Annotated in this window: 29 protein-coding genes; 26 read left to right on the top strand and 3 right to left on the bottom strand. The window is 40.8% G+C overall.

The genetic code is table 11. The features are described 5' to 3' along the window. Positions 1 to 11 precede the first annotated feature (11 nt). The 25 genes from rpsC to B7714_RS03255 all read left to right on the top strand — a co-directional run bounded on the left by rpsC (position 12) and on the right by B7714_RS03255 (position 13,933). Entirely contained in the window at positions 12 to 665 is a 654-nt protein-coding gene (gene rpsC, locus B7714_RS03375; protein WP_000529936.1) for a 30S ribosomal protein S3, read from the top strand. A 3-nt stretch (positions 666 to 668) separates the two neighbouring features. Continuing rightward, positions 669 to 1,082, top strand: a complete 414-nt coding sequence (gene rplP / locus B7714_RS03370; RefSeq protein WP_000960946.1) for a 50S ribosomal protein L16 — start codon at positions 669 to 671, stop codon at positions 1,080 to 1,082. A 9-nt stretch (positions 1,083 to 1,091) separates the two neighbouring features. Next, complete coding sequence (rpmC, locus tag B7714_RS03365; RefSeq protein ID WP_000772918.1) at positions 1,092 to 1,298, top strand: 50S ribosomal protein L29; 207 nt, start codon at positions 1,092 to 1,094, stop codon at positions 1,296 to 1,298. Between the two features lie 24 nt (positions 1,299 to 1,322). After that, complete coding sequence (rpsQ, locus tag B7714_RS03360; RefSeq protein ID WP_000440801.1) at positions 1,323 to 1,583, top strand: 30S ribosomal protein S17; 261 nt, start codon at positions 1,323 to 1,325, stop codon at positions 1,581 to 1,583. 25 nt (positions 1,584 to 1,608) lie between these two features. Further along, the gene (gene rplN, locus B7714_RS03355) at positions 1,609 to 1,977 is read left to right on the top strand and encodes a 50S ribosomal protein L14 (RefSeq protein WP_000616545.1); all 369 of its coding nucleotides are present in this window, start codon (positions 1,609 to 1,611) and stop codon (positions 1,975 to 1,977) included. A 182-nt stretch (positions 1,978 to 2,159) separates the two neighbouring features. Continuing rightward, positions 2,160 to 2,465 (top strand): 50S ribosomal protein L24, encoded by a 306-nt coding sequence (rplX, locus tag B7714_RS03350; protein ID WP_000497691.1) that lies wholly within the window; start codon positions 2,160 to 2,162, stop codon positions 2,463 to 2,465. 23 nt (positions 2,466 to 2,488) lie between these two features. Further along, entirely contained in the window at positions 2,489 to 3,031 is a 543-nt protein-coding gene (gene rplE, locus B7714_RS03345; protein WP_000013542.1) for a 50S ribosomal protein L5, read from the top strand. Between the two features lie 17 nt (positions 3,032 to 3,048). After that, a complete protein-coding gene (locus B7714_RS03340; RefSeq protein WP_001085697.1) occupies positions 3,049 to 3,234 on the top strand; it encodes a type Z 30S ribosomal protein S14 in 186 nt (61 codons plus the stop codon). 284 nt (positions 3,235 to 3,518) lie between these two features. Then, positions 3,519 to 3,917: a 30S ribosomal protein S8 gene (rpsH, locus tag B7714_RS03335; protein ID WP_084859646.1), complete on the top strand. Its 399-nt coding sequence runs from the start codon at positions 3,519 to 3,521 to the stop codon at positions 3,915 to 3,917. Positions 3,918 to 4,106: 189 nt separating this feature from the next. Then, on the top strand, positions 4,107 to 4,643 hold the full coding sequence (gene rplF, locus B7714_RS03330) for a 50S ribosomal protein L6 (protein WP_000086626.1): 537 nt from the start codon (positions 4,107 to 4,109) through the stop codon (positions 4,641 to 4,643). A gap of 83 nt (positions 4,644 to 4,726) precedes the next feature. After that, on the top strand, positions 4,727 to 5,083 hold the full coding sequence (gene rplR, locus B7714_RS03325; RefSeq protein WP_000624044.1) for a 50S ribosomal protein L18: 357 nt from the start codon (positions 4,727 to 4,729) through the stop codon (positions 5,081 to 5,083). Positions 5,084 to 5,100: 17 nt separating this feature from the next. Continuing rightward, positions 5,101 to 5,595 (top strand): 30S ribosomal protein S5, encoded by a 495-nt coding sequence (gene rpsE, locus B7714_RS03320; RefSeq protein ID WP_000874204.1) that lies wholly within the window; start codon positions 5,101 to 5,103, stop codon positions 5,593 to 5,595. A gap of 13 nt (positions 5,596 to 5,608) precedes the next feature. Then, positions 5,609 to 5,791, top strand: a complete 183-nt coding sequence (gene rpmD, locus B7714_RS03315; RefSeq protein ID WP_000057241.1) for a 50S ribosomal protein L30 — start codon at positions 5,609 to 5,611, stop codon at positions 5,789 to 5,791. 143 nt (positions 5,792 to 5,934) lie between these two features. Continuing rightward, positions 5,935 to 6,375, top strand: a complete 441-nt coding sequence (gene rplO / locus B7714_RS03310) for a 50S ribosomal protein L15 (RefSeq protein ID WP_000766089.1) — start codon at positions 5,935 to 5,937, stop codon at positions 6,373 to 6,375. A gap of 12 nt (positions 6,376 to 6,387) precedes the next feature. Next, on the top strand, positions 6,388 to 7,698 hold the full coding sequence (gene secY, locus B7714_RS03305) for a preprotein translocase subunit SecY (RefSeq protein WP_000465385.1): 1,311 nt from the start codon (positions 6,388 to 6,390) through the stop codon (positions 7,696 to 7,698). Between the two features lie 145 nt (positions 7,699 to 7,843). After that, a complete protein-coding gene (locus B7714_RS03300; RefSeq protein ID WP_001050433.1) occupies positions 7,844 to 8,482 on the top strand; it encodes an adenylate kinase in 639 nt (212 codons plus the stop codon). Between the two features lie 116 nt (positions 8,483 to 8,598). After that, positions 8,599 to 8,817, top strand: coding sequence for a translation initiation factor IF-1 (gene infA, locus B7714_RS03295; protein WP_001029883.1), 219 nt, complete (start codon positions 8,599 to 8,601; stop codon positions 8,815 to 8,817). A gap of 24 nt (positions 8,818 to 8,841) precedes the next feature. Continuing rightward, positions 8,842 to 8,958: a 50S ribosomal protein L36 gene (gene rpmJ, locus B7714_RS03290; RefSeq protein WP_001808836.1), complete on the top strand. Its 117-nt coding sequence runs from the start codon at positions 8,842 to 8,844 to the stop codon at positions 8,956 to 8,958. A gap of 17 nt (positions 8,959 to 8,975) precedes the next feature. Further along, complete coding sequence (gene rpsM, locus B7714_RS03285) at positions 8,976 to 9,341, top strand: 30S ribosomal protein S13 (RefSeq protein WP_000090781.1); 366 nt, start codon at positions 8,976 to 8,978, stop codon at positions 9,339 to 9,341. Between the two features lie 17 nt (positions 9,342 to 9,358). Next, complete coding sequence (rpsK, locus tag B7714_RS03280; RefSeq protein WP_001118385.1) at positions 9,359 to 9,742, top strand: 30S ribosomal protein S11; 384 nt, start codon at positions 9,359 to 9,361, stop codon at positions 9,740 to 9,742. 42 nt (positions 9,743 to 9,784) lie between these two features. Beyond that, on the top strand, positions 9,785 to 10,720 hold the full coding sequence (locus B7714_RS03275; RefSeq protein ID WP_000568993.1) for a DNA-directed RNA polymerase subunit alpha: 936 nt from the start codon (positions 9,785 to 9,787) through the stop codon (positions 10,718 to 10,720). A gap of 11 nt (positions 10,721 to 10,731) precedes the next feature. Continuing rightward, on the top strand, positions 10,732 to 11,118 hold the full coding sequence (gene rplQ, locus B7714_RS03270; RefSeq protein WP_000331493.1) for a 50S ribosomal protein L17: 387 nt from the start codon (positions 10,732 to 10,734) through the stop codon (positions 11,116 to 11,118). A 263-nt stretch (positions 11,119 to 11,381) separates the two neighbouring features. Beyond that, positions 11,382 to 11,648 carry an ACT domain-containing protein gene (locus tag B7714_RS03265; RefSeq protein ID WP_071851664.1) on the top strand — a complete coding sequence of 89 codons (267 nt, stop codon included), beginning with the start codon at positions 11,382 to 11,384 and terminating at the stop codon, positions 11,646 to 11,648. A 9-nt stretch (positions 11,649 to 11,657) separates the two neighbouring features. Further along, positions 11,658 to 12,995 carry a PFL family protein gene (locus B7714_RS03260; RefSeq protein WP_084859645.1) on the top strand — a complete coding sequence of 446 codons (1,338 nt, stop codon included), beginning with the start codon at positions 11,658 to 11,660 and terminating at the stop codon, positions 12,993 to 12,995. Between the two features lie 236 nt (positions 12,996 to 13,231). Continuing rightward, on the top strand, positions 13,232 to 13,933 hold the full coding sequence (locus B7714_RS03255) for a histidine phosphatase family protein (RefSeq protein ID WP_084859644.1): 702 nt from the start codon (positions 13,232 to 13,234) through the stop codon (positions 13,931 to 13,933). 94 nt (positions 13,934 to 14,027) lie between these two features. Here B7714_RS03255 and B7714_RS03250 read toward each other — a convergent pair whose 3' ends face one another. The 3 genes from B7714_RS03250 to B7714_RS03240 are packed head-to-tail and all read right to left on the bottom strand — an operon-like array spanning position 14,028 to position 17,820. Then, positions 14,028 to 15,686, bottom strand: coding sequence for an ABC transporter permease (locus B7714_RS03250; RefSeq protein ID WP_084859643.1), 1,659 nt, complete (start codon positions 15,684 to 15,686; stop codon positions 14,028 to 14,030). Then, positions 15,676 to 16,767 (bottom strand): ABC transporter ATP-binding protein, encoded by a 1,092-nt coding sequence (locus tag B7714_RS03245; RefSeq protein WP_001289677.1) that lies wholly within the window; start codon positions 16,765 to 16,767, stop codon positions 15,676 to 15,678. Before B7714_RS03245 ends, B7714_RS03250 begins: the two co-directional genes overlap by 11 nt. A 12-nt stretch (positions 16,768 to 16,779) precedes the next feature. Then, the gene (locus tag B7714_RS03240; protein ID WP_061421454.1) at positions 16,780 to 17,820 is read right to left on the bottom strand and encodes an ABC transporter substrate-binding protein; all 1,041 of its coding nucleotides are present in this window, start codon (positions 17,818 to 17,820) and stop codon (positions 16,780 to 16,782) included. A gap of 318 nt (positions 17,821 to 18,138) precedes the next feature. Between B7714_RS03240 and leuS the strand changes: the two genes are divergently transcribed. Then, the gene (gene leuS / locus B7714_RS03235; protein ID WP_084859642.1) at positions 18,139 to 20,640 is read left to right on the top strand and encodes a leucine--tRNA ligase; all 2,502 of its coding nucleotides are present in this window, start codon (positions 18,139 to 18,141) and stop codon (positions 20,638 to 20,640) included. Positions 20,641 to 20,734 lie beyond the last annotated feature (94 nt).

The following is a 20,734-nucleotide window of genomic DNA, read 5'->3' as shown; positions in this document are numbered from 1 at the left end:
GAGGTAACATCGTGGGTCAAAAAGTACATCCAATTGGTATGCGTGTCGGCATCATCCGTGATTGGGATGCCAAATGGTATGCTGAAAAAGAATACGCGGATTACCTTCATGAAGATCTTGCAATCCGTAAATTCGTTCAAAAAGAACTTGCTGACGCAGCAGTTTCAACTATCGAAATTGAACGCGCAGTAAACAAAGTTAACGTTTCACTTCACACTGCTAAACCAGGTATGGTTATCGGTAAAGGTGGTGCTAACGTTGATGCACTCCGTGCAAAACTTAACAAATTGACTGGAAAACAAGTACACATCAACATCATCGAAATCAAACAACCTGATTTGGATGCTCACCTTGTAGGTGAAGGAATTGCTCGTCAATTGGAGCAACGTGTTGCTTTCCGTCGTGCACAAAAACAAGCAATCCAACGTGCAATGCGTGCTGGAGCTAAAGGAATCAAAACTCAAGTATCAGGTCGTTTGAACGGTGCAGATATCGCCCGTGCTGAAGGATACTCTGAAGGAACTGTTCCACTTCACACACTTCGTGCAGATATCGATTACGCTTGGGAAGAAGCAGATACTACATACGGTAAACTTGGTGTTAAAGTATGGATCTACCGTGGTGAAGTTCTTCCAGCTCGTAAAAACACTAAAGGAGGTAAATAACCAATGTTAGTACCTAAACGTGTTAAACACCGTCGTGAATTCCGTGGAAAAATGCGCGGTGAAGCAAAAGGTGGAAAAGAAGTAGCATTCGGTGAATACGGTCTTCAAGCCACAACTAGCCACTGGATCACTAACCGCCAAATCGAAGCTGCTCGTATCGCCATGACTCGTTACATGAAACGTGGTGGTAAAGTTTGGATTAAAATCTTCCCACACAAATCATACACTGCTAAAGCTATCGGTGTGCGTATGGGATCTGGTAAAGGGGCACCTGAAGGTTGGGTAGCACCAGTTAAACGTGGTAAAGTGATGTTCGAAATCGCTGGTGTATCTGAAGAAATCGCTCGCGAAGCGCTTCGTCTTGCAAGCCACAAATTGCCAGTTAAATGTAAATTCGTAAAACGTGAAGCAGAATAAGGAGAAGGCATGAAACTTAATGAAGTAAAAGAATTTGTTAAAGAACTTCGTGGTCTTTCTCAAGAAGAACTCGCGAAGCGCGAAAACGAATTGAAAAAAGAATTGTTTGAACTTCGTTTCCAAGCTGCTACTGGTCAATTGGAACAAACAGCTCGCTTGAAAGAAGTTAAAAAACAAATCGCTCGTATCAAAACAGTTCAATCTGAAGCGAAATAATAGACTAGGGAAGGAGAAATTTCAATGGAACGCAATAATCGTAAAGTTCTTGTTGGACGTGTTGTATCTGACAAAATGGACAAGACAATCACAGTTGTAGTTGAAACAAAACGTAACCACCCAGTCTATGGTAAACGTATTAACTACTCTAAGAAATACAAAGCACATGATGAAAACAATGTTGCCAAAGAAGGCGATATCGTACGTATCATGGAAACTCGTCCGCTTTCAGCTACAAAACGTTTCCGTCTTGTAGAAGTTGTTGAAGAAGCGGTCATCATCTAATCAAACCTGAAAGGAGAAAACTGAAATGATTCAAACAGAAACTCGTTTGAAAGTCGCAGACAACAGCGGTGCGCGCGAAATCTTGACTATCAAAGTTCTTGGTGGTTCAGGACGTAAATTTGCAAACATCGGTGATGTTATCGTGGCATCTGTAAAACAAGCTACTCCTGGTGGTGCGGTTAAAAAAGGTGACGTTGTAAAAGCTGTTATCGTTCGTACTAAATCAGGTGCTCGTCGTGCTGATGGTTCATACATCAAATTTGACGAAAACGCAGCAGTTATCATCCGTGAAGACAAAACTCCTCGCGGAACACGTATCTTTGGCCCAGTTGCACGTGAATTGCGTGAAGGTGGCTTCATGAAGATCGTGTCACTTGCTCCAGAAGTACTTTAATTGGTTGCTCAAAGAAAATTAAAACAAGTCTAGGAAGTGAAACGAAAGCATAACTTAAGTTAGGTGAGTTGAAACTGACGAAGGATTGCTTTGATTTTCGCAGAGCAAAAACAAACAAACTAGTCCCCTAGCTTCAGGCTAGGGTGCCCTTATGGGCGTAAGAAAAATCAAGGAGAAACCTAATGTTTGTAAAAAAAGGCGACAAAGTTCGCGTAATTGCTGGTAAAGATAAGGGAACAGAAGCTGTTGTCCTTACTGCCCTTCCAAAAGTAAACAAAGTTATCGTTGAAGGTGTTAACATCGTTAAGAAACACCAACGTCCAACTAACGAGCTTCCTCAAGGTGGTATCATCGAGAAAGAAGCAGCTATCCACGTATCAAACGTTCAAGTTTTGGACAAAAATGGTGTAGCTGGTCGTGTTGGTTACAAATTTGTAGACGGTAAAAAAGTTCGCTACAACAAAAAATCAGGCGAAGTGCTTGATTAATCACGAAGGAAAGGAGAAGTATAATGGCAAATCGTTTAAAAGAAAAATATCTTAATGAAGTAGTTCCTGCTTTGACAGAACAATTCAACTACTCATCAGTGATGGCTGTGCCTAAAGTAGATAAGATCGTTTTGAACATGGGTGTTGGTGAAGCTGTATCAAACGCTAAAAGTCTTGAAAAAGCTGCTGAAGAATTGGCACTTATCTCAGGTCAAAAACCACTTATCACTAAAGCTAAAAAATCAATCGCCGGCTTCCGTCTTCGTGAAGGTGTAGCGATCGGTGCAAAAGTTACCCTTCGTGGTGAACGTATGTACGAATTCTTGGACAAATTGGTTTCAGTTTCACTTCCACGTGTGCGTGACTTCCACGGTGTTCCAACAAAATCATTTGATGGACGCGGAAACTACACTCTTGGTGTGAAAGAACAATTGATCTTCCCAGAAATCAACTTTGATGACGTTGACAAAACTCGTGGTCTTGACATCGTTATCGTAACAACTGCTAACACTGACGAAGAGTCACGTGCATTGCTTACAGGCCTTGGAATGCCTTTTGCAAAATAATATAGGAGGTAAATCTAATGGCTAAAAAATCAATGATTGCTAAGAACAAACGTCCAGCGAAGTTCTCTACTCAAGCTTATACTCGTTGTGAAAAATGTGGTCGTCCACATTCAGTTTACCGCAAATTTAAACTTTGCCGTGTTTGCTTCCGTGAATTAGCTTACAAAGGACAAATTCCTGGTGTAACAAAAGCATCTTGGTAATTTAAGATATCAAGGGCATCAAAACTCCAAGTGAAAATAGGAAACTTGACGAAGAAACTGAAGTTTCTAGGAAAGTTTATCTTTTTCACACAGAGTTTAGCCCGGGTTCAGTTGGACTTGCCAATTTGAACACGAGCTACAGCTTTGGCAAAAAAGACCAATTTTCTTTGGAGCATCGCTCCTGCATCAAATTGCCTATTTTTGCTCTTGCTTTTACGCTCTTTGTATCATGTATTAACTAGCAAGTGCAACTTGCAAACTACTAGTAAGAGGAGAAAAACAAAATGGTTATGACTGACCCAATCGCAGACTTCCTAACTCGTATTCGTAACGCTAACCAAGCGAAACACGAAGTACTTGAAGTACCTGCATCAAACATCAAAAAAGGGATTGCTGAAATCCTTAAACGCGAAGGTTTTGTTAAGAACGTAGAAATCATCGAAGATGACAAACAAGGCATCATCCGTGTATTCCTTAAATACGGACCAAACGGTGAAAAAGTTATCACTAACTTGAAACGTGTTTCTAAACCAGGACTTCGTGTCTACAAAAAACGTGAAGATCTTCCAAAAGTTCTTAACGGACTTGGAATTGCTATCCTTTCAACTTCTGAAGGTTTGCTTACTGATAAAGAAGCTCGCCAAAAGAACGTTGGTGGAGAAATTATCGCTTACGTTTGGTAATATTTAGCTCCCAATTTCTTTGTGACTTTTCATTATCGTCTCTTGCCTAACCCAAAGTTATGCCGGCGAGACGATGCCTAGATTCACTTTGGAATTGAAACCTAAATGTTCCTTTAAATCGAGAAATCGATTTAAGCCCCCGTGAAAACTGGCCGTTATGGCCTGACAATCTAACAGGAGAAAATAAACATGTCACGTATTGGTAATAAAGTTATCGTGTTGCCCGCTGGTGTTGAAATCACTAACAATGACAACGTTGTAACTGTAAAAGGACCTAAAGGAGAACTTACTCGTGAGTTCTCAAAAGATATTGAAATTCGTGTGGAAGGTACTGAAGTAACTCTTCACCGTCCAAACGATTCAAAAGAAATGAAAACAATCCACGGAACTACTCGTGCCCTTTTGAACAACATGGTTGTTGGTGTATCAGAAGGATTCAAGAAAGAACTTGAAATGCGCGGGGTTGGTTACCGTGCACAGCTTCAAGGATCTAAACTTGTTTTGGCTGTTGGTAAATCTCATCCAGACGAAGTTGAAGCTCCAGAAGGAATTACTTTTGAACTTCCAAACCCAACAACAATCGTTGTTAGCGGAATTTCAAAAGAAGTAGTTGGTCAAACGGCTGCTTACGTACGTAGCCTTCGTTCACCAGAACCATATAAAGGTAAAGGTATCCGTTACGTTGGTGAATTCGTTCGCCGTAAAGAAGGTAAAACAGGTAAATAATGTTGAGTGGTTGATTTTTAACCACCAACCTATTTTCCAACTTAGTGCATAGCACACGATTTAAAACTAAAGAGGTGAAAACTGTGATTTCTAAACCAGATAAAAACAAACTCCGCCAAAAACGCCACCGTCGCGTTCGCGGAAAACTCTCTGGAACTGCTGATCGCCCACGTTTGAACGTATTTCGTTCTAATACAGGCATCTACGCTCAAGTGATTGATGACGTAGCGGGTGTAACGCTCGCAAGTGCTTCAACTCTTGACAAAGAAGTTTCAAAAGGAACTAAAACTGAACAAGCCGTTGCTGTCGGTAAACTCGTTGCAGAACGTGCAAACGCTAAAGGTATTTCAGAAGTGGTGTTCGACCGCGGTGGATATCTATATCACGGACGTGTGAAAGCTTTGGCTGATGCAGCTCGTGAAAACGGATTGAAATTCTAATAGGAGGACACTAGAAAATGGCATTTAAAGACAATGCAGTTGAATTAGAAGAACGCGTAGTTGCTGTCAACCGTGTTACGAAAGTTGTTAAAGGTGGACGTCGTCTTCGTTTCGCAGCTCTTGTTGTTGTTGGTGACCACAACGGTCGCGTAGGATTTGGTACTGGTAAAGCTCAAGAAGTTCCAGAAGCAATCCGCAAAGCAGTAGAAGATGCTAAGAAAAACTTGATTGAGGTTCCTATGGTTGGAACAACAATCCCACACGAAGTTCTTTCAGAATTCGGTGGAGCTAAAGTATTGTTGAAACCTGCTGTAGAAGGTTCTGGAGTTGCCGCTGGTGGTGCAGTTCGTGCCGTTGTGGAATTGGCAGGTGTGGCAGATATTACATCTAAATCACTTGGCTCTAACACTCCAATCAACATTGTTCGCGCAACTGTTGAAGGTTTGAAACAATTGAAACGCGCTGAAGAAGTTGCTGCCCTTCGTGGTATCTCAGTTTCTGATTTGGCATAAGAAAGGGGATAAAATGGCTCAAATTAAAATTACTTTGACTAAGTCTCCAATCGGACGCATTCCATCACAACGTAAAACTGTTGTAGCACTTGGACTTGGCAAATTGAACAGCTCTGTTATCAAAGAAGACAACGCTGCTATCCGTGGTATGATCACTGCAGTATCTCACTTGGTAACTGTTGAAGAAGTAAACTAATGAATTTTTAGGGGATGTGGCAATACTCATCCCCTAAAACTAGGTATAGTCATCTAAGATGACCATGTATAGGCGAGTTGATAAGGGAGACAACCTTTTCTCTCTTATCGGCGCTAGCATTTTACAAAAGAGGAGAAAATATAATGAAACTTCATGAATTGAAACCTGCAGAAGGTTCTCGTAAAGTACGTAACCGTGTTGGTCGTGGTACTTCATCAGGTAACGGTAAAACATCTGGTCGCGGTCAAAAAGGTCAAAAAGCTCGTAGCGGTGGCGGAGTTCGCCTTGGTTTTGAAGGTGGACAAACTCCATTGTTCCGTCGTCTTCCAAAACGTGGATTCACTAATATCAACGCTAAAGAATATGCAATTGTAAACCTTGACCAATTGAACGTCTTTGAAGACGGTGCAGAAGTAACTCCAGTTGTACTTATCGAAGCAGGAATTGTGAAAGCTGAAAAATCAGGAGTTAAAATTCTTGGTAACGGTGAGTTGACTAAGAAATTGACTGTGAAAGCAGCTAAATTCTCTAAATCAGCTGAGGAAGCTATCACTGCTAAAGGTGGTTCTGTAGAAGTCATCTAAGAGAGGTGACCCATGTTTTTTAAATTACTAAAAGAAGCGCTCAAGGTTAAACAAGTTCGATCAAAAATTCTTTTTACAATTTTTATCATTCTTGTTTTCCGTATTGGGACAAGTATTACTGTTCCAGGTGTGAATGCAAAAAGTTTGGAAGCTCTTAGTGGTTTATCTTTCTTGAACATGCTTAGTCTTGTTTCAGGGAATGCCATGAAGAACTTCTCCGTTTTTGCACTCGGAGTAAGTCCGTATATCACTGCTTCCATCGTTGTTCAATTGCTACAAATGGATATTTTACCGAAGTTTGTAGAATGGGGCAAACAAGGGGAAGTAGGACGGAGAAAACTAAACCAAGCTACTCGTTATATTGCACTTGTGCTTGCATTTGTTCAATCTATCGGGATTACAGCAGGATTTAATACTCTATCTGGAGCGAAATTATTAACGACAGCTTTAACTCCACAAGTTTTTGTTACTATTGGTATTATCCTCACAGCAGGTAGTATGATTGTAACTTGGCTCGGGGAACAAATTACAGATAAGGGATACGGAAATGGTGTTTCTATGATTATCTTTGCAGGTATTGTTGCTTCAATTCCTGAGATGATTAAAGGCATTTATGTTGACTACTTCGTCAATATTCCAAGTAGCCGTTTGACTTCATCTATTATCTTTGTCGTTATTTTGATTATCGCTGTCTTGTTGATTGTTTACTTTACAACCTTTGTTCAACAGGCAGAATATAAAATTCCAATCCAATATACAAAAGTTGCTCAAGGAGCCCCATCAAGCTCATACCTTCCATTGAAGGTAAACCCAGCGGGGGTTATCCCAGTTATCTTTGCAAGTTCCATCACAGCAGCACCTGCAGCCATTCTTCAATTTTTGAGTGCTACAGGTCATGATTGGGCTTGGGTACGTACAGCACAGGAAATGTTATCTACAACATCTCCGACTGGTGTTGCTATGTATGCCTTGCTAATCATTCTCTTTACATTCTTCTATACATTTGTACAGATCAATCCAGAGAAGGCAGCAGAAAACTTGCAAAAGAGTGGAGCCTACATTCATGGTGTCCGTCCTGGTAAGGGTACTGAAGAGTTCATGTCGAAACTTCTTCGTCGCCTTGCGACTGTCGGATCAATCTTCCTTGGTGTGATTTCAATCTTGCCGATTGTGGCAAAAGATGTCTTTGGTCTTTCAGAAGCTGTTGCTTTTGGGGGAACTAGTCTTTTGATCATTATCTCAACCGGTATCGAAGGAATCAAACAACTTGAAGGTTACCTATTGAAACGTAAGTATGTTGGTTTCATGGACAAAACAGAATAAAAGCAAGATTACTTTTGCTTAGAGAGTGGAGTATGAAGGTCTATCTATCAGAGAGATTTTCGTCTCCCCTCTTCTATTTTGTTTTTAAATAGGGGTTGAAAGAGATTTCTGCTTCTATTTAAATACAAAATAAGGAGATCCTATCATGAATCTTTTGATTATGGGCTTACCTGGAGCAGGTAAGGGAACGCAAGCAGCTAAAATTGTGGAGCAATTCCACGTGGCACACATTTCAACTGGGGATATGTTCCGTGCTGCTATGGCAAATCAAACTGAAATGGGTGTACTTGCGAAGTCTTATATTGACAAAGGTGAGTTGGTTCCAGATGAAGTTACAAATGGAATCGTTAAAGAACGCCTTTCACAGGATGACATCAAGGAAACAGGTTTCTTGTTGGATGGTTACCCACGTACGATTGAACAAGCCCATGCCTTGGACAAAACATTGGCGGAACTTGGTATCGAACTAGAAGGCGTGATCAATATCGAAGTGAATCCAGATTGTCTCTTGGAACGTTTGAGTGGCCGTATCATCCACCGCGAAACAGGTGAAACCTTCCACAAAGTTTTCAACCCACCAGTTGACTATAAAGAGGAAGATTACTACCAACGTGAAGATGATAAACCTGAGACAGTGAAGCGTCGTTTGGATGTGAATATCGCCCAAGGTGAACCAATCATTGCTCACTACCGTGCCAAAGGATTGGTCCACGATATCGAAGGAAATCAAGATATCAATGATGTGTTCAAAGACATCGAAAAAGTATTGACAAATTTGAAATAAAGCGTTTTTCACACTTGCAAAAAATCGCTACAAATGTTATACTGAAATAGTCTGACTTATAATTGTTGTCTCTGTTTTCAGAGGCATCGAATCGAAATTTATGGAGGTGCTTTTGCGTGGCAAAAGACGATGTGATTGAAGTTGAAGGCAAAGTAGTCGATACAATGCCTAACGCAATGTTTACGGTTGAACTTGAAAATGGACATCAGATTTTAGCAACAGTTTCTGGTAAAATTCGTAAAAACTATATTCGTATTTTAGCGGGAGATCGTGTTACTGTCGAGATGAGTCCATATGACTTGACACGTGGACGTATCACTTACCGCTTTAAATAATCGAAAAACTTGGAGGGATAAGAAATGAAAGTAAGACCATCGGTCAAACCAATTTGCGAATACTGTAAAGTAATTCGTCGTAATGGTCGTGTTATGGTAATTTGCCCAGCAAATCCAAAACACAAACAACGTCAAGGATAAGATAGAAAGGAGAAAATATGGCTCGTATTGCTGGAGTTGACATTCCAAATGACAAACGCGTAGTAATCTCATTGACTTACGTTTATGGTATCGGACTTGCAACATCTAAGAAAATTTTGGCTGCTGCTGGAATCTCAGAAGATGTTCGTGTACGTGACCTTACATCAGATCAAGAAGATGCTATCCGTCGTGAAGTGGATGCAATCAAAGTTGAAGGTGACCTTCGTCGTGAAGTAAACTTGAACATCAAACGTTTGATGGAAATCGGTTCTTACCGTGGTATTCGTCACCGTCGTGGACTTCCTGTCCGTGGACAAAACACTAAAAACAACGCTCGCACTCGTAAAGGTAAAGCTGTTGCGATTGCTGGTAAGAAAAAATAATATAGGAGGTAAAAGTCTTGGCTAAACCAACACGTAAACGTCGTGTGAAAAAGAATATCGAATCTGGTATTGCTCATATTCACGCTACATTTAATAACACTATTGTTATGATTACTGATGTGCATGGTAATGCAATTGCTTGGTCATCAGCTGGTGCTCTTGGTTTCAAAGGTTCTCGTAAATCTACACCATTCGCTGCTCAAATGGCTTCTGAAGCTGCTGCTAAATCTGCACAAGAACACGGTCTTAAATCAGTTGAAGTTACTGTAAAAGGTCCAGGTTCTGGTCGTGAGTCAGCTATTCGTGCGCTTGCTGCCGCTGGTCTTGAAGTAACAGCAATTCGTGATGTGACTCCAGTGCCACACAATGGTGCTCGTCCTCCAAAACGTCGCCGTGTATAATCATCGCATTACACTGCTTTTCGTTTAAGAGGGAGTAACTAAATGATTGAGTTTGAAAAACCAAATATAACAAAAATTGATGAAAATAAAGATTATGGCAAGTTTGTAATCGAACCACTTGAACGTGGTTACGGTACAACTCTTGGTAACTCTCTTCGTCGTGTACTACTAGCTTCTCTACCAGGAGCAGCAGTGACATCTATCAACATTGAAGGTGTCTTGCATGAGTTCGACACAGTTCCAGGTGTTCGTGAAGACGTGATGCAAATCATTCTGAACATTAAAGGGATTGCAGTGAAATCATACGTTGAAGACGAAAAAATCATTGAACTTGACGTTGAAGGTCCCGCTGAAATTACAGCTGGAGACATTTTGACTGACAGTGATATTGAGATTGTAAATCCAGATCATTATCTCTTTACAATCGGTGAAGGTTCTTCTCTAAAAGCGACAATGACTGTTAACAGTGGTCGTGGATATGTACCTGCTGATGAAAACAAAAAAGATAATGCACCAGTTGGAACACTTGCTGTAGATTCTATTTATACACCAGTTACAAAAGTCAACTATCAAGTAGAGCCTGCTCGTGTAGGTAGCAATGATGGATTTGACAAATTAACCCTTGAAATCTTGACTAATGGAACAATTATTCCAGAAGATGCTTTAGGGCTTTCAGCACGTATCTTGACAGAACATCTTGATTTGTTTACAAATCTTACTGAGATTGCTAAGTCAACTGAAGTGATGAAAGAAGCTGATACTGAATCTGACGATCGTATTTTGGATCGTACGATTGAGGAACTGGACTTGTCTGTGCGTTCATACAACTGTTTGAAACGTGCCGGTATCAACACTGTGCATGATTTGACAGAAAAATCTGAAGCAGAGATGATGAAAGTACGAAATCTTGGACGCAAGAGTTTGGAAGAAGTGAAACTCAAACTCATTGACTTGGGTCTTGGATTAAAAGATAAATAAAGGAGGAATACATGGCTTACCGTAAACTAGGACGCACTAGCTCACAACGTAAAGCAATGCTTCGCGATTTGACAACTGACCTTTTGATCAACGAATCAATCGTGACAACTGAAGCTCGTGCTAAAGAAATCCGTAAAACTGTTGAAAAAATGATTACTCTAGGTAAACGTGGTGATTTGCATGCACGTCGTCAAGCAGCTGCTTTCGTACGTAATGAAATCGCATCTGAAAACTATGATGAAGCAACTGATAAGTACACTTCAACTACAGCACTTCAAAAATTGTTCTCAGAAATCGCACCTCGTTATGCTGAACGTAACGGTGGATACACTCGTATCCTTAAAACTGAACCACGTCGTGGTGATGCTGCGCCAATGGCGATCATCGAATTAGTATAAAATCATCAATTTTGTTGAGTGTTATGATGATGGAGTCTTGTGCTCTTAGTCTAGCTCTGGTCTACCGCTGGGACTTCGGTCCTAGCGGGAACACTCATCATCATTTGATAGGGTAGACGCTTGTTTACGAAATTGTTTTTTTCTTAAGAACAACTTCGTAAGCAGGCGTTTTTTAGTATTTTTTACGGAAATATGCTATACTAAGGAAAAAGAAAACCAAAAACGTTCAGGTTTTCTAATAATCGTAGAAATGGGGTATAAGGATGAAGGCTATTATTACAGTGGTTGGTAAGGACAAGGCTGGGATCGTTGCAGGCGTGTCTACTAAGATTGCAGAGTTGGGTTTGAATATTGACGATATTTCTCAGACGGTGTTGGATGAATACTTTACTATGATGGCGGTCGTTTCTAGTGACAAAAAACAGGATTTCACTTATCTGCGAAATGAGTTTGAAACTTTCGGTCAGACCTTGAATGTCAAAATCAATATTCAAAGTGCAGCGATTTTTGACGCTATGTATAATATCTAGGAGGTGGCTATGGATATTAGACAAGTTACAGAAACCATTGCCATGATTGAGGAGCAGAACTTCGATATCAGAACCATCACCATGGGGATTTCCCTTTTGGACTGTATTGATCCAGATATCAATCGTGCTGCTGAAAAGATTTACCAAAAAATCACCACTAAAGCTGCAAATCTAGTGGCTGTAGGAGATGAAATTGCTGCAGAACTAGGGATTCCTATTGTTAATAAACGGGTATCGGTGACTCCAATTTCTTTAATTGGTGCTGCGACTGATGCGACAGACTATGTTGTTTTGGCAAAGGCTCTTGATAAGGCTGCCAAGGAGATTGGTGTTGACTTTATTGGTGGATTCTCAGCTTTGGTACAAAAAGGCTACCAAAAAGGAGATGAAATTCTCATCAATTCTATCCCCCGCGCTCTAGCTGAGACAGACAAGGTTTGTTCGTCCGTCAATATCGGCTCGACCAAGTCAGGTATCAACATGACTGCGGTCGCTGATATGGGACATATCATCAAGGAAACAGCTGCGCTATCAGATATGGGTGCGGCCAAGTTGGTCGTATTTGCCAATGCTGTAGAGGACAATCCTTTTATGGCAGGGGCCTTTCATGGTGTTGGCGAAGCAGATGTTATCATCAATGTCGGGGTTTCGGGTCCTGGTGTGGTCAAGCGTGCCTTGGAAAAGGTTCGTGGACAGAGCTTTGATGTAGTAGCGGAAACAGTCAAGAAAACGGCCTTCAAGATTACTCGTATCGGTCAATTAGTTGGTCAGATGGCTAGTGAACGCCTTGGTGTTGACTTTGGAATTGTCGACCTAAGTTTGGCACCTACTCCTGCAGTTGGCGATTCTGTGGCTCGTGTCCTTGAGGAAATGGGCCTAGAAACAGTTGGTACGCATGGGACGACGGCTGCCCTCGCTCTTTTGAATGACCAAGTTAAGAAGGGCGGAGTGATGGCTTGTAACCAAGTCGGTGGCTTGTCAGGTGCTTTTATCCCCGTTTCTGAAGATGAGGGGATGATTGCTGCGGTACAAGATGGCTCTCTGAATTTAGAGAAACTAGAAGCCATGACGGCTATCTGTTCTGTTGGGCTGGATATGATTGCCATTCCGGAAGATACGCCTGCTGAAACCATTGCAGCTATGATTGCGGATGAGGCGGCAATTGGTGTTATTAACATGAAAACAACGGCTGTCCGTATTATTCCAAAGGGCAAGGAAGGCGATATGATTGAGTTTGGTGGCTTGCTAGGGACAGCTCCAGTTATGAAGGTCAACGGGGCTTCGTCTGTTGATTTCATCTCTCGCGGTGGGCAAATCCCAGCTCCAATCCATAGTTTTAAAAATTAATAAAAAAGCGAGAGGATTTAAGTTGAGTTTAAGGATGACTGTGTATACTATAATCATTAAATAAAGACCTCCTAACTTTATTTAATAGAAATCCTAAACTTTTTCATAATAATCTCCTAGGGAAGCTACCATGAGGGTAGCTTTTCTTTTGAATAATTTACAAATGTTGGCTTTGCTTTTGAAAGCCGAATATTTCTTTGATCCATGATATAATAAAAGAAAATGGAGGATAGAAAATGTCTAAAGTAAGATTGTACTTGGTCCGTCATGGGAAAACGATGTTTAACACCATTGGACGTGCTCAAGGATGGAGTGATACACCTCTGACTGCAGAAGGTGAGTTGGGAATCCATGAACTGGGAATTGGCTTGAGAGAGTCTGGCTTGCAGTTTGACCGCGCTTATTCCAGCGATTCAGGGCGTACTATTCAAACCATGGGAATTATCCTAGAAGAACTTGGCCTGCAGGGGAAAATCCCTTACCGCATGGACAAGCGCATCAGAGAGTGGTGCTTTGGTAGTTTTGATGGGGCCTATGATGGGGACCTCTTTATGGGGGTCATTCCTCGTGTTTTCAAGGTGGATCATGTTCATCAGTTGTCCTATGCAGAACTAGCAGAAGGTTTGGTAGAAGTTGATACAGCTGGTTGGGCTGAAGGTTGGGAAAAACTCAGTGGTCGAATCAAGGAAGGCTTTGAAGCGATTGCCAAAGAAATGGAAGAACAAGGTGGAGGCAATGCTCTCGTCGTCAGCCATGGAATGACCATTGGGACTATTGTGTATCTGATCAATGGTATGCATCCACATGGTCTAGATAATGGTAGCGTGACGATTCTTGAATATGAGGACGGTCAGTTTAGCGTAGAAGTTGTTGGTGACCGTAGCTATCGAGAGCTCGGACGTGAGAAGATGGAAGAGCCCTCTATTCAGTCAAAATAGAACTGCTTGCCATAAACTAGAGATTTGATAACCATATCAAAACAAGAAAAAACAGCCAAGGGATATCCTTTTGGCTGTTTTTGATAGGGGAAAACTAGAGGGTAATGCTATTGTTTTTAGAAATTTTCATAAATAGTAATAATGAAGTAACTGTCAAGACAGTGAGGATAGTTGACAACGCAGCTGCTACGCCATAATTTCCACGAAGTACTTCAGTGTAGATAGCTACGGTCATAGTTTTTGTTTTGGCATTATATAGCAGGATAGAAGTAGATAGTTCTGAAATCATTGTTACCCATGATAGAATAGATCCAGAAATAATACCGGGTAACATCATTGGAACAGTGATTTTACTGAAAGTATTGAGACGGCTACTTCCTAAACTCTCAGCTGCTTCTTCAATACTAGGTGCTATTTGTTGTAAGCTAGCAACAGATGAGCGAATTGTATATGGGAGTCTTCTAACAGATAAGGACATGATCAGGATAAAGGCTGTTCCTGTAATCATAAGGAAGCCACTTCCGAAGATACCTGTATTGAATGAAGAGATAAATGCAATACCGAGAACAGTTCCTGGTACGATATAAGGTACCATACTAAGACTATCGATTAGATTCGTAAATAGGTTGCGTTTACGAACAGCAAGGTATGAGATGAAGGTTGCAAATAAAACAACGAGAATCAAGGCAAGTAGAGGGATGCGAATGGTATTGAAAATAGCAGACCCCATACGGTTAAAAGCTGTTTTATAGCTATTTAATGAGTATCCATTAACAAATACCATACCTGATGTTTTAAGGAAGGATGTATAAATCAAGTAAACTTGAGGTAAGACAGAGAATAAAATAATACCATAAACAGTTACATAAATAGCAGCCATTTTCCCTTTTGTAGTTTTTTTCGGCTCAATTGGATGGAGAGAATTCATACTGAAACTATAGCGATTGGAAATATATTTTTGAATAAGAAAGATTGTTAAAGCAATGATAATCGCCATGATTGCTAAAGCAGATGCAAAAGCAGAATTTCCGCCAACCTCACTAATGAATTGATTATAAATTAAAACAGGGAAAGTTCGATATCCTTCACCAATTAACATAGGAGTTCCGAAGTCGGAGAATGCTCTCATAAATACGAGTAGGGCAGCGGCAAGTAAAGTTGGAACTAAAAGGGGCAAAACAACTGTTATCATACGTTTGAATCCAAATACCCCCATACTTTCAGCGGCTTCAAGAAGAGAATGGTCAATTCTTTTCATGGCTCCAGCCACGTATAGAAAAACTAATGGGAATAGCTGGAGTGTAAACACAAGTACAATTCCTTTGAAGCCATAAATATCAATAGCTGGAAGATGAAGGGCATTTGTCAAGAATTTAGTGATGACACCATTTCGTCCCAACAAGAGAATCCAAGAGTATGCCCCTACGAAAGGAGCTGACATGGAAGCGATGATAATCAATATCTGTAAAAATTTCTTTCCTTTGAAGTCATATATAGAAAAGAGGTAAGCTAATAAGGTCCCTAAAACTAGGGAAGTTACAGTAGAAGTAATGGAGACGTTAAAACTGTTTACTAGTGTCTCAGAGTAATAGGATTTACTAAAGAAATCTTCAAAATTAGCGAGTGAGAATTGACCTTCATGTATGAGTGCTTGCTTGAGTACAATAATAATTGGATAAACAAGAAAAATAAGATAGGTAAGAAAGATGAAGAATGAGGAGGCTGTCCAAATATTTAATTTTTTACCTTTCATAGCCAACTCCTGTAATAAGATTTTGGGAACCATCTGCAGAAAAGACATTTAACTTTTGAGTATTGATTCGTAGACGAATTCGATCCCCTTTTTGAAGATCTTCTTCAAAAGTAGATTCTTCGCTAACCTGTATTTTTGAAGAAAATGCAGTCTCTACAAAATATTCAGTGGTGAGTCCAAGATAAACACTATCGGAAATGATTCCTTCAATATCTCCAGATTCATCTTTGATAAACTCTTCGGGACGGATACTCACAAGAACAGCTTGTTCCTTAGCTTGATCAAGAGCTGGCATAGGGAGGGCATAGCCATCTGAGAAGACGATATAAGCACTGTCGCTCTTTTTTTGTAGTTTGGCTGGGATGAGATTTGTGCGTCCAATAAAGGTTGCCACAAACTCATTAGCTGGTTTATGATAGAGTTCTTTTGGTCGTCCGACTTGTTGGATGATCCCATCTTTCATAACGGCAATCTGGTCTGAAATAGCCATCGCTTCTTCTTGATCGTGGGTCACATATACAGTTGTAATTCCCACTTCGTGTTGAATTTCTCGAATAACTTGGCGCATATCTAAGCGAAGTTTCGCATCCAGGTTACTAAGTGGCTCGTCCATGAGGAGAACACTTGGATTAACAGCTAATGCACGTGCTAAGGCGACACGTTGTTGTTGTCCACCACTGAGTTTATCGGGCTTTCGATCTGCGTATTGATTAATTTGCATTAGTTCCAGATATTTATTAGTTTGTTGAACTAATTCATCTTTTGGAACCTTTTTTTGTTTAAGACCAAAAGCAACATTATCTCGGACAGTCAAATGTGGGAAAATAGCGTAGTTTTGGAAAACCATGCCGATGTTGCGTTTGCTGGGTTCTATATTATTTATTTTAGTATCATCGAAGTAAAATTCTCCGCCTTCAATACTGTTGAAGCCTGCAATCATTCGAAGAAGGGTCGTTTTTCCACAACCTGAAGGTCCAAGAATGGTGAAAAGACTTCCTTTTGGAATCGTAACGTTTAAATTCTCAATGACAGGAATGTCGTGGTAGATTTTTTTTGCGTTAATAATTTTGATCTCACTCATAGTGAACCTCTTTTACTGTTTCGATTGAATATTAGTGAAAATATCATTGTACTTTTTAAGAATAGCTGATTTATTTTGGATGACATAATCTGAATCTTCAGTAGCGATATTGATTTCTGTCATTGCTTTCATATTTTTATTGATTTTAGCATTTTTTCGAATGGGTCTAATGGTTGTTTCAGTTCCTAGTTTATCCTGAATGTCTTGAGAAAGAAGGAAATCGATAAATTTTTTAGCGTTTTCCATGTGTTTGGCATTTTTGATAATAGCTGCGTTACCAGGCAAAAAGACGGTTCCTTCTTTTGGATAAATGACTTTTACATCAACGCCATCGTTTAAGAGTTTCAATGCAGGATCTTCATAGGTGAGTCCGACAGCCATTTCTCCGTCAGCGACTGATTTGTAGACATTTGAAGAACTAGAAGCAATTTTCCCATCTACTAAGCTAAATAGATTTTTCACATATGTCCAAGCTTGCTCATTTTCATAGCCCCCTTGATCCACAAGCATGTTTGTTAATTGAGCAAAGGCACTAGAAGAATTACTTGGATCAGCAGTAGCGATTTTTCCTTTTAATTTGGGATTGAGTAAATCATTGTAGCCTTCAATTTTAATGTCTTTTGTAAGAGCTGAATTGGCAATGATGACACTGACGTCAAGTGTATAAGGGGTGTAGAATCCGGTTTTATTTTGGTATTCAGGGATAATTTGGTCGTTTTCTTGGGAAGTATACGGCTCAAAGAGCTTTTCGTTAGAAGAGAAGAGTGCGTAGGAACCTCCGAAAATGACATCGGCTACAGGAGCTTCTTTCTCAGCCTCAGCTTTCTTGAATAATTCACCAGTACTAGCTTGGACTAAATCAACCTTGATGCCATATTTTTCTTCGAAGGCTGGGATTGTTTCTTCAATAAGATCTTCAGGGTTAGGCGAATAAACAACTAAAGTCTTATCCGTATCATTTTCAATGCTAGTTTCAGCTTCTGTTGTTGAAGAACATCCTGACAAAAGTAGAAATATCCAGCTGAAATAGAGAAGTGATAGTGTTTTTTTCATAATTTTTCTCCTTTTTTACGAACATTATTCTCTGTTTGTTTACCTAATGTTTTCAATTACAGAGTTCTACATCATATAATAAAAACCTTAAAGAAATCTAAAACGAGAAATATGAGTTAAAGAAGTTAGGGGAAGTAGCTACAAGAGACAAATAATCAATAGAAGTTAGCTCCAAGTGGGAGCTAATTTTTTTCCTGTTAAATAAGGTGGATTTGCGACTCAGTATTTCTTGTTATCCAAGTCTAAAAGAACATTTCTCGTCTTTCAAATTCCTCTAAAAATGGTATAATAGTAACATCACAAAATTGGAGAGAGACCATGAGTTTTTACAATCATAAAGAAATTGAACCTAAGTGGCAGGGCTACTGGGCAGAACATCATACATTTAAGACAGGAACAGATGCCTCAAAACCGAAGTTTTATGCGCTTGACATGTTCCCTTACCCGTCTGGAGCAGGTCTGCACGTAGGACACCCAGAAGGTTATACAGCAACAGATATTCTCAGTCGTTACAAACGTGCGCAAGGCTACAATGTCCTTCACCCAATGGGTTGGGATGCCTTTGGTTTGCCTGCAGAGCAATACGCTATGGATACGGGGAATGACCCGGCAGAATTTACAGCGGAAAACATTGCCAACTTCAAACGTCAAATCAATGCGCTTGGATTCTCTTACGACTGGGATCGTGAAGTCAACACAACAGATCCAAACTACTACAAATGGACTCAGTGGATTTTCACCAAGCTTTACGAAAAAGGCTTGGCCTATGAAGCGGAAGTGCCAGTAAACTGGGTGGAAGAATTGGGAACGGCCATTGCCAACGAAGAAGTCCTTCCTGACGGAACTTCTGAGCGTGGTGGCTATCCCGTTGTCCGCAAACCAATGCGCCAATGGATGCTTAAAATCACTGCTTATGCAGAGCGCTTGCTTAATGACTTGGATGAGTTGGATTGGCCAGAGTCTATCAAGGACATGCAACGCAACTGGATTGGTAAATCAACTGGTGCTAATGTAACTTTCAAAGTGAAAGGGACTGACAAGGAATTTACCGTCTTTACCACTCGTCCTGATACTCTTTTCGGTGCAACCTTCACAGTCTTGGCTCCTGAGCATGACTTGGTAGATGCTATCACAAGTCCAGAGCAAGCTGAGGCAGTAGCTGACTACAAACACCAAGCTAGTCTCAAGTCTGACTTGGCTCGTACCGATCTTGCCAAGGAAAAAACAGGGGTTTGGACGGGCGCTTATGCCATCAACCCTGTCAATGGCAAAGAAATCCCAATTTGGATCGCTGACTATGTTCTTGCGAGCTATGGAACAGGTGCTGTTATGGCTGTTCCTGCCCATGACCAACGTGACTGGGAATTTGCCAAACAGTTTGGTCTTCCAATCGTAGAAGTGCTTGAAGGTGGTAACGTTGAAGAAGCTGCCTATACTGAAGATGGTCTTCATGTCAATTCAGACTTCCTAGATGGCCTTAACAAAGAAGACGCAATTACTAAAATTGTGGCTTGGTTGGAAGAAAAAGGTTGTGGTCAAGAGAAGGTTACCTACCGTCTCCGCGACTGGCTCTTTAGCCGTCAACGTTACTGGGGTGAGCCAATCCCAATCATTCATTGGGAAGATGGGACTTCAACAGCTGTTCCTGAAAGTGAATTGCCACTTGTCTTGCCAGTCACCAAGGATATCCGTCCTTCAGGTACTGGGGAAAGCCCATTGGCTAACTTGACCGACTGGCTTGAAGTGACGCGTGAAGATGGTGTCAAAGGTCGTCGTGAAACCAACACCATGCCACAATGGGCTGGTTCAAGCTGGTACTACCTCCGCTATATTGACCCACATAACACAGAAAAATTGGCAGATGAGGATCTTCTCAAACAATGGTTGCCAGTAGACATCTATGTGGGTGGTGCAGAGCATGCTGTACTTCACTTGCTCTATGCTCGTTTCTGGCACAAATTCCTCTATGACCTCGGTGTTGTTCCGACTAAGGAACCATTCCAAAAACTCTTTAACCAAGGGATGATTTTGGGAACAAGCTACCGTGACCACCGTGGAGCTCTTGTGGCGACTGACAAGGTTGAAAAACGTGACGGTTCTTTCTTCCATGTGGAAACAGGAGAAGAGTTGGAGCAAGCACCAGCTAAGATGTCTAAATCGCTCAAGAACGTTGTCAACCCAGACGATGTGGTGGAACAATATGGTGCCGATACCCTTCGTGTCTATGAAATGTTCATGGGACCACTTGATGCTTCTATCGCTTGGTCAGAAGAAGGCCTGGAAGGAAGCCGTAAGTTCCTCGACCGTGTTTACCGTTTGATTACAAGTAAAGAAATCGTTGCGGAAAACAATGGTGCTCTTGACAAGGTTTACAATGAAACCGTTAAATCTGTTACTGAGCAAATCGAATCCATGAAATTCAACACAGCTATTGCCCAACTCATGGTCTTTGTCAACGCTGCTAACAAGGAAGACAAACTCTATGTGGACTACGCCAAAGGCTTTATCCAATTGATTGCCCCATTTGCACCTCACTTGGCAGAAGAACTTTGGCAAACAGTTACAGCAACAGGTGAATCCATCTCTTACGTGGCTTGGCCAACTTGGGACGAAAGTAAATTGGTTGAAGACGAAATCGAAATCGTCGTCCAAATCAAAGGAAAAGTCCGTGCCAAACTCATGGTCGCTAAAGACCTGTCACGCGAAGAATTGCAAGAAATTGCTCTGGCTGACGAAAAAGTCAAAGCGGACATTGACGGCAAGGAAATCGTGAAGGTGATTAGTGTACCAAATAAATTGGTTAATATTGTTGTGAAATAACGAGTTTATTAGCTCTATCTGCCACCTTCAATAGTACACTGGACTATTGAAGCCAACCAAACTTGTTAATATCGTTATTAAATAAGAAATGAAT

It is taken from the genome of Streptococcus oralis subsp. oralis (genome assembly GCF_002096595.1).
In the GTDB taxonomy this organism is placed as follows: domain Bacteria; phylum Bacillota; class Bacilli; order Lactobacillales; family Streptococcaceae; genus Streptococcus; species Streptococcus oralis_D.
The sequence above is the reverse complement of the archived record's forward strand: the minus strand, read 5'-3'. Positions and strand labels throughout refer to the sequence as shown.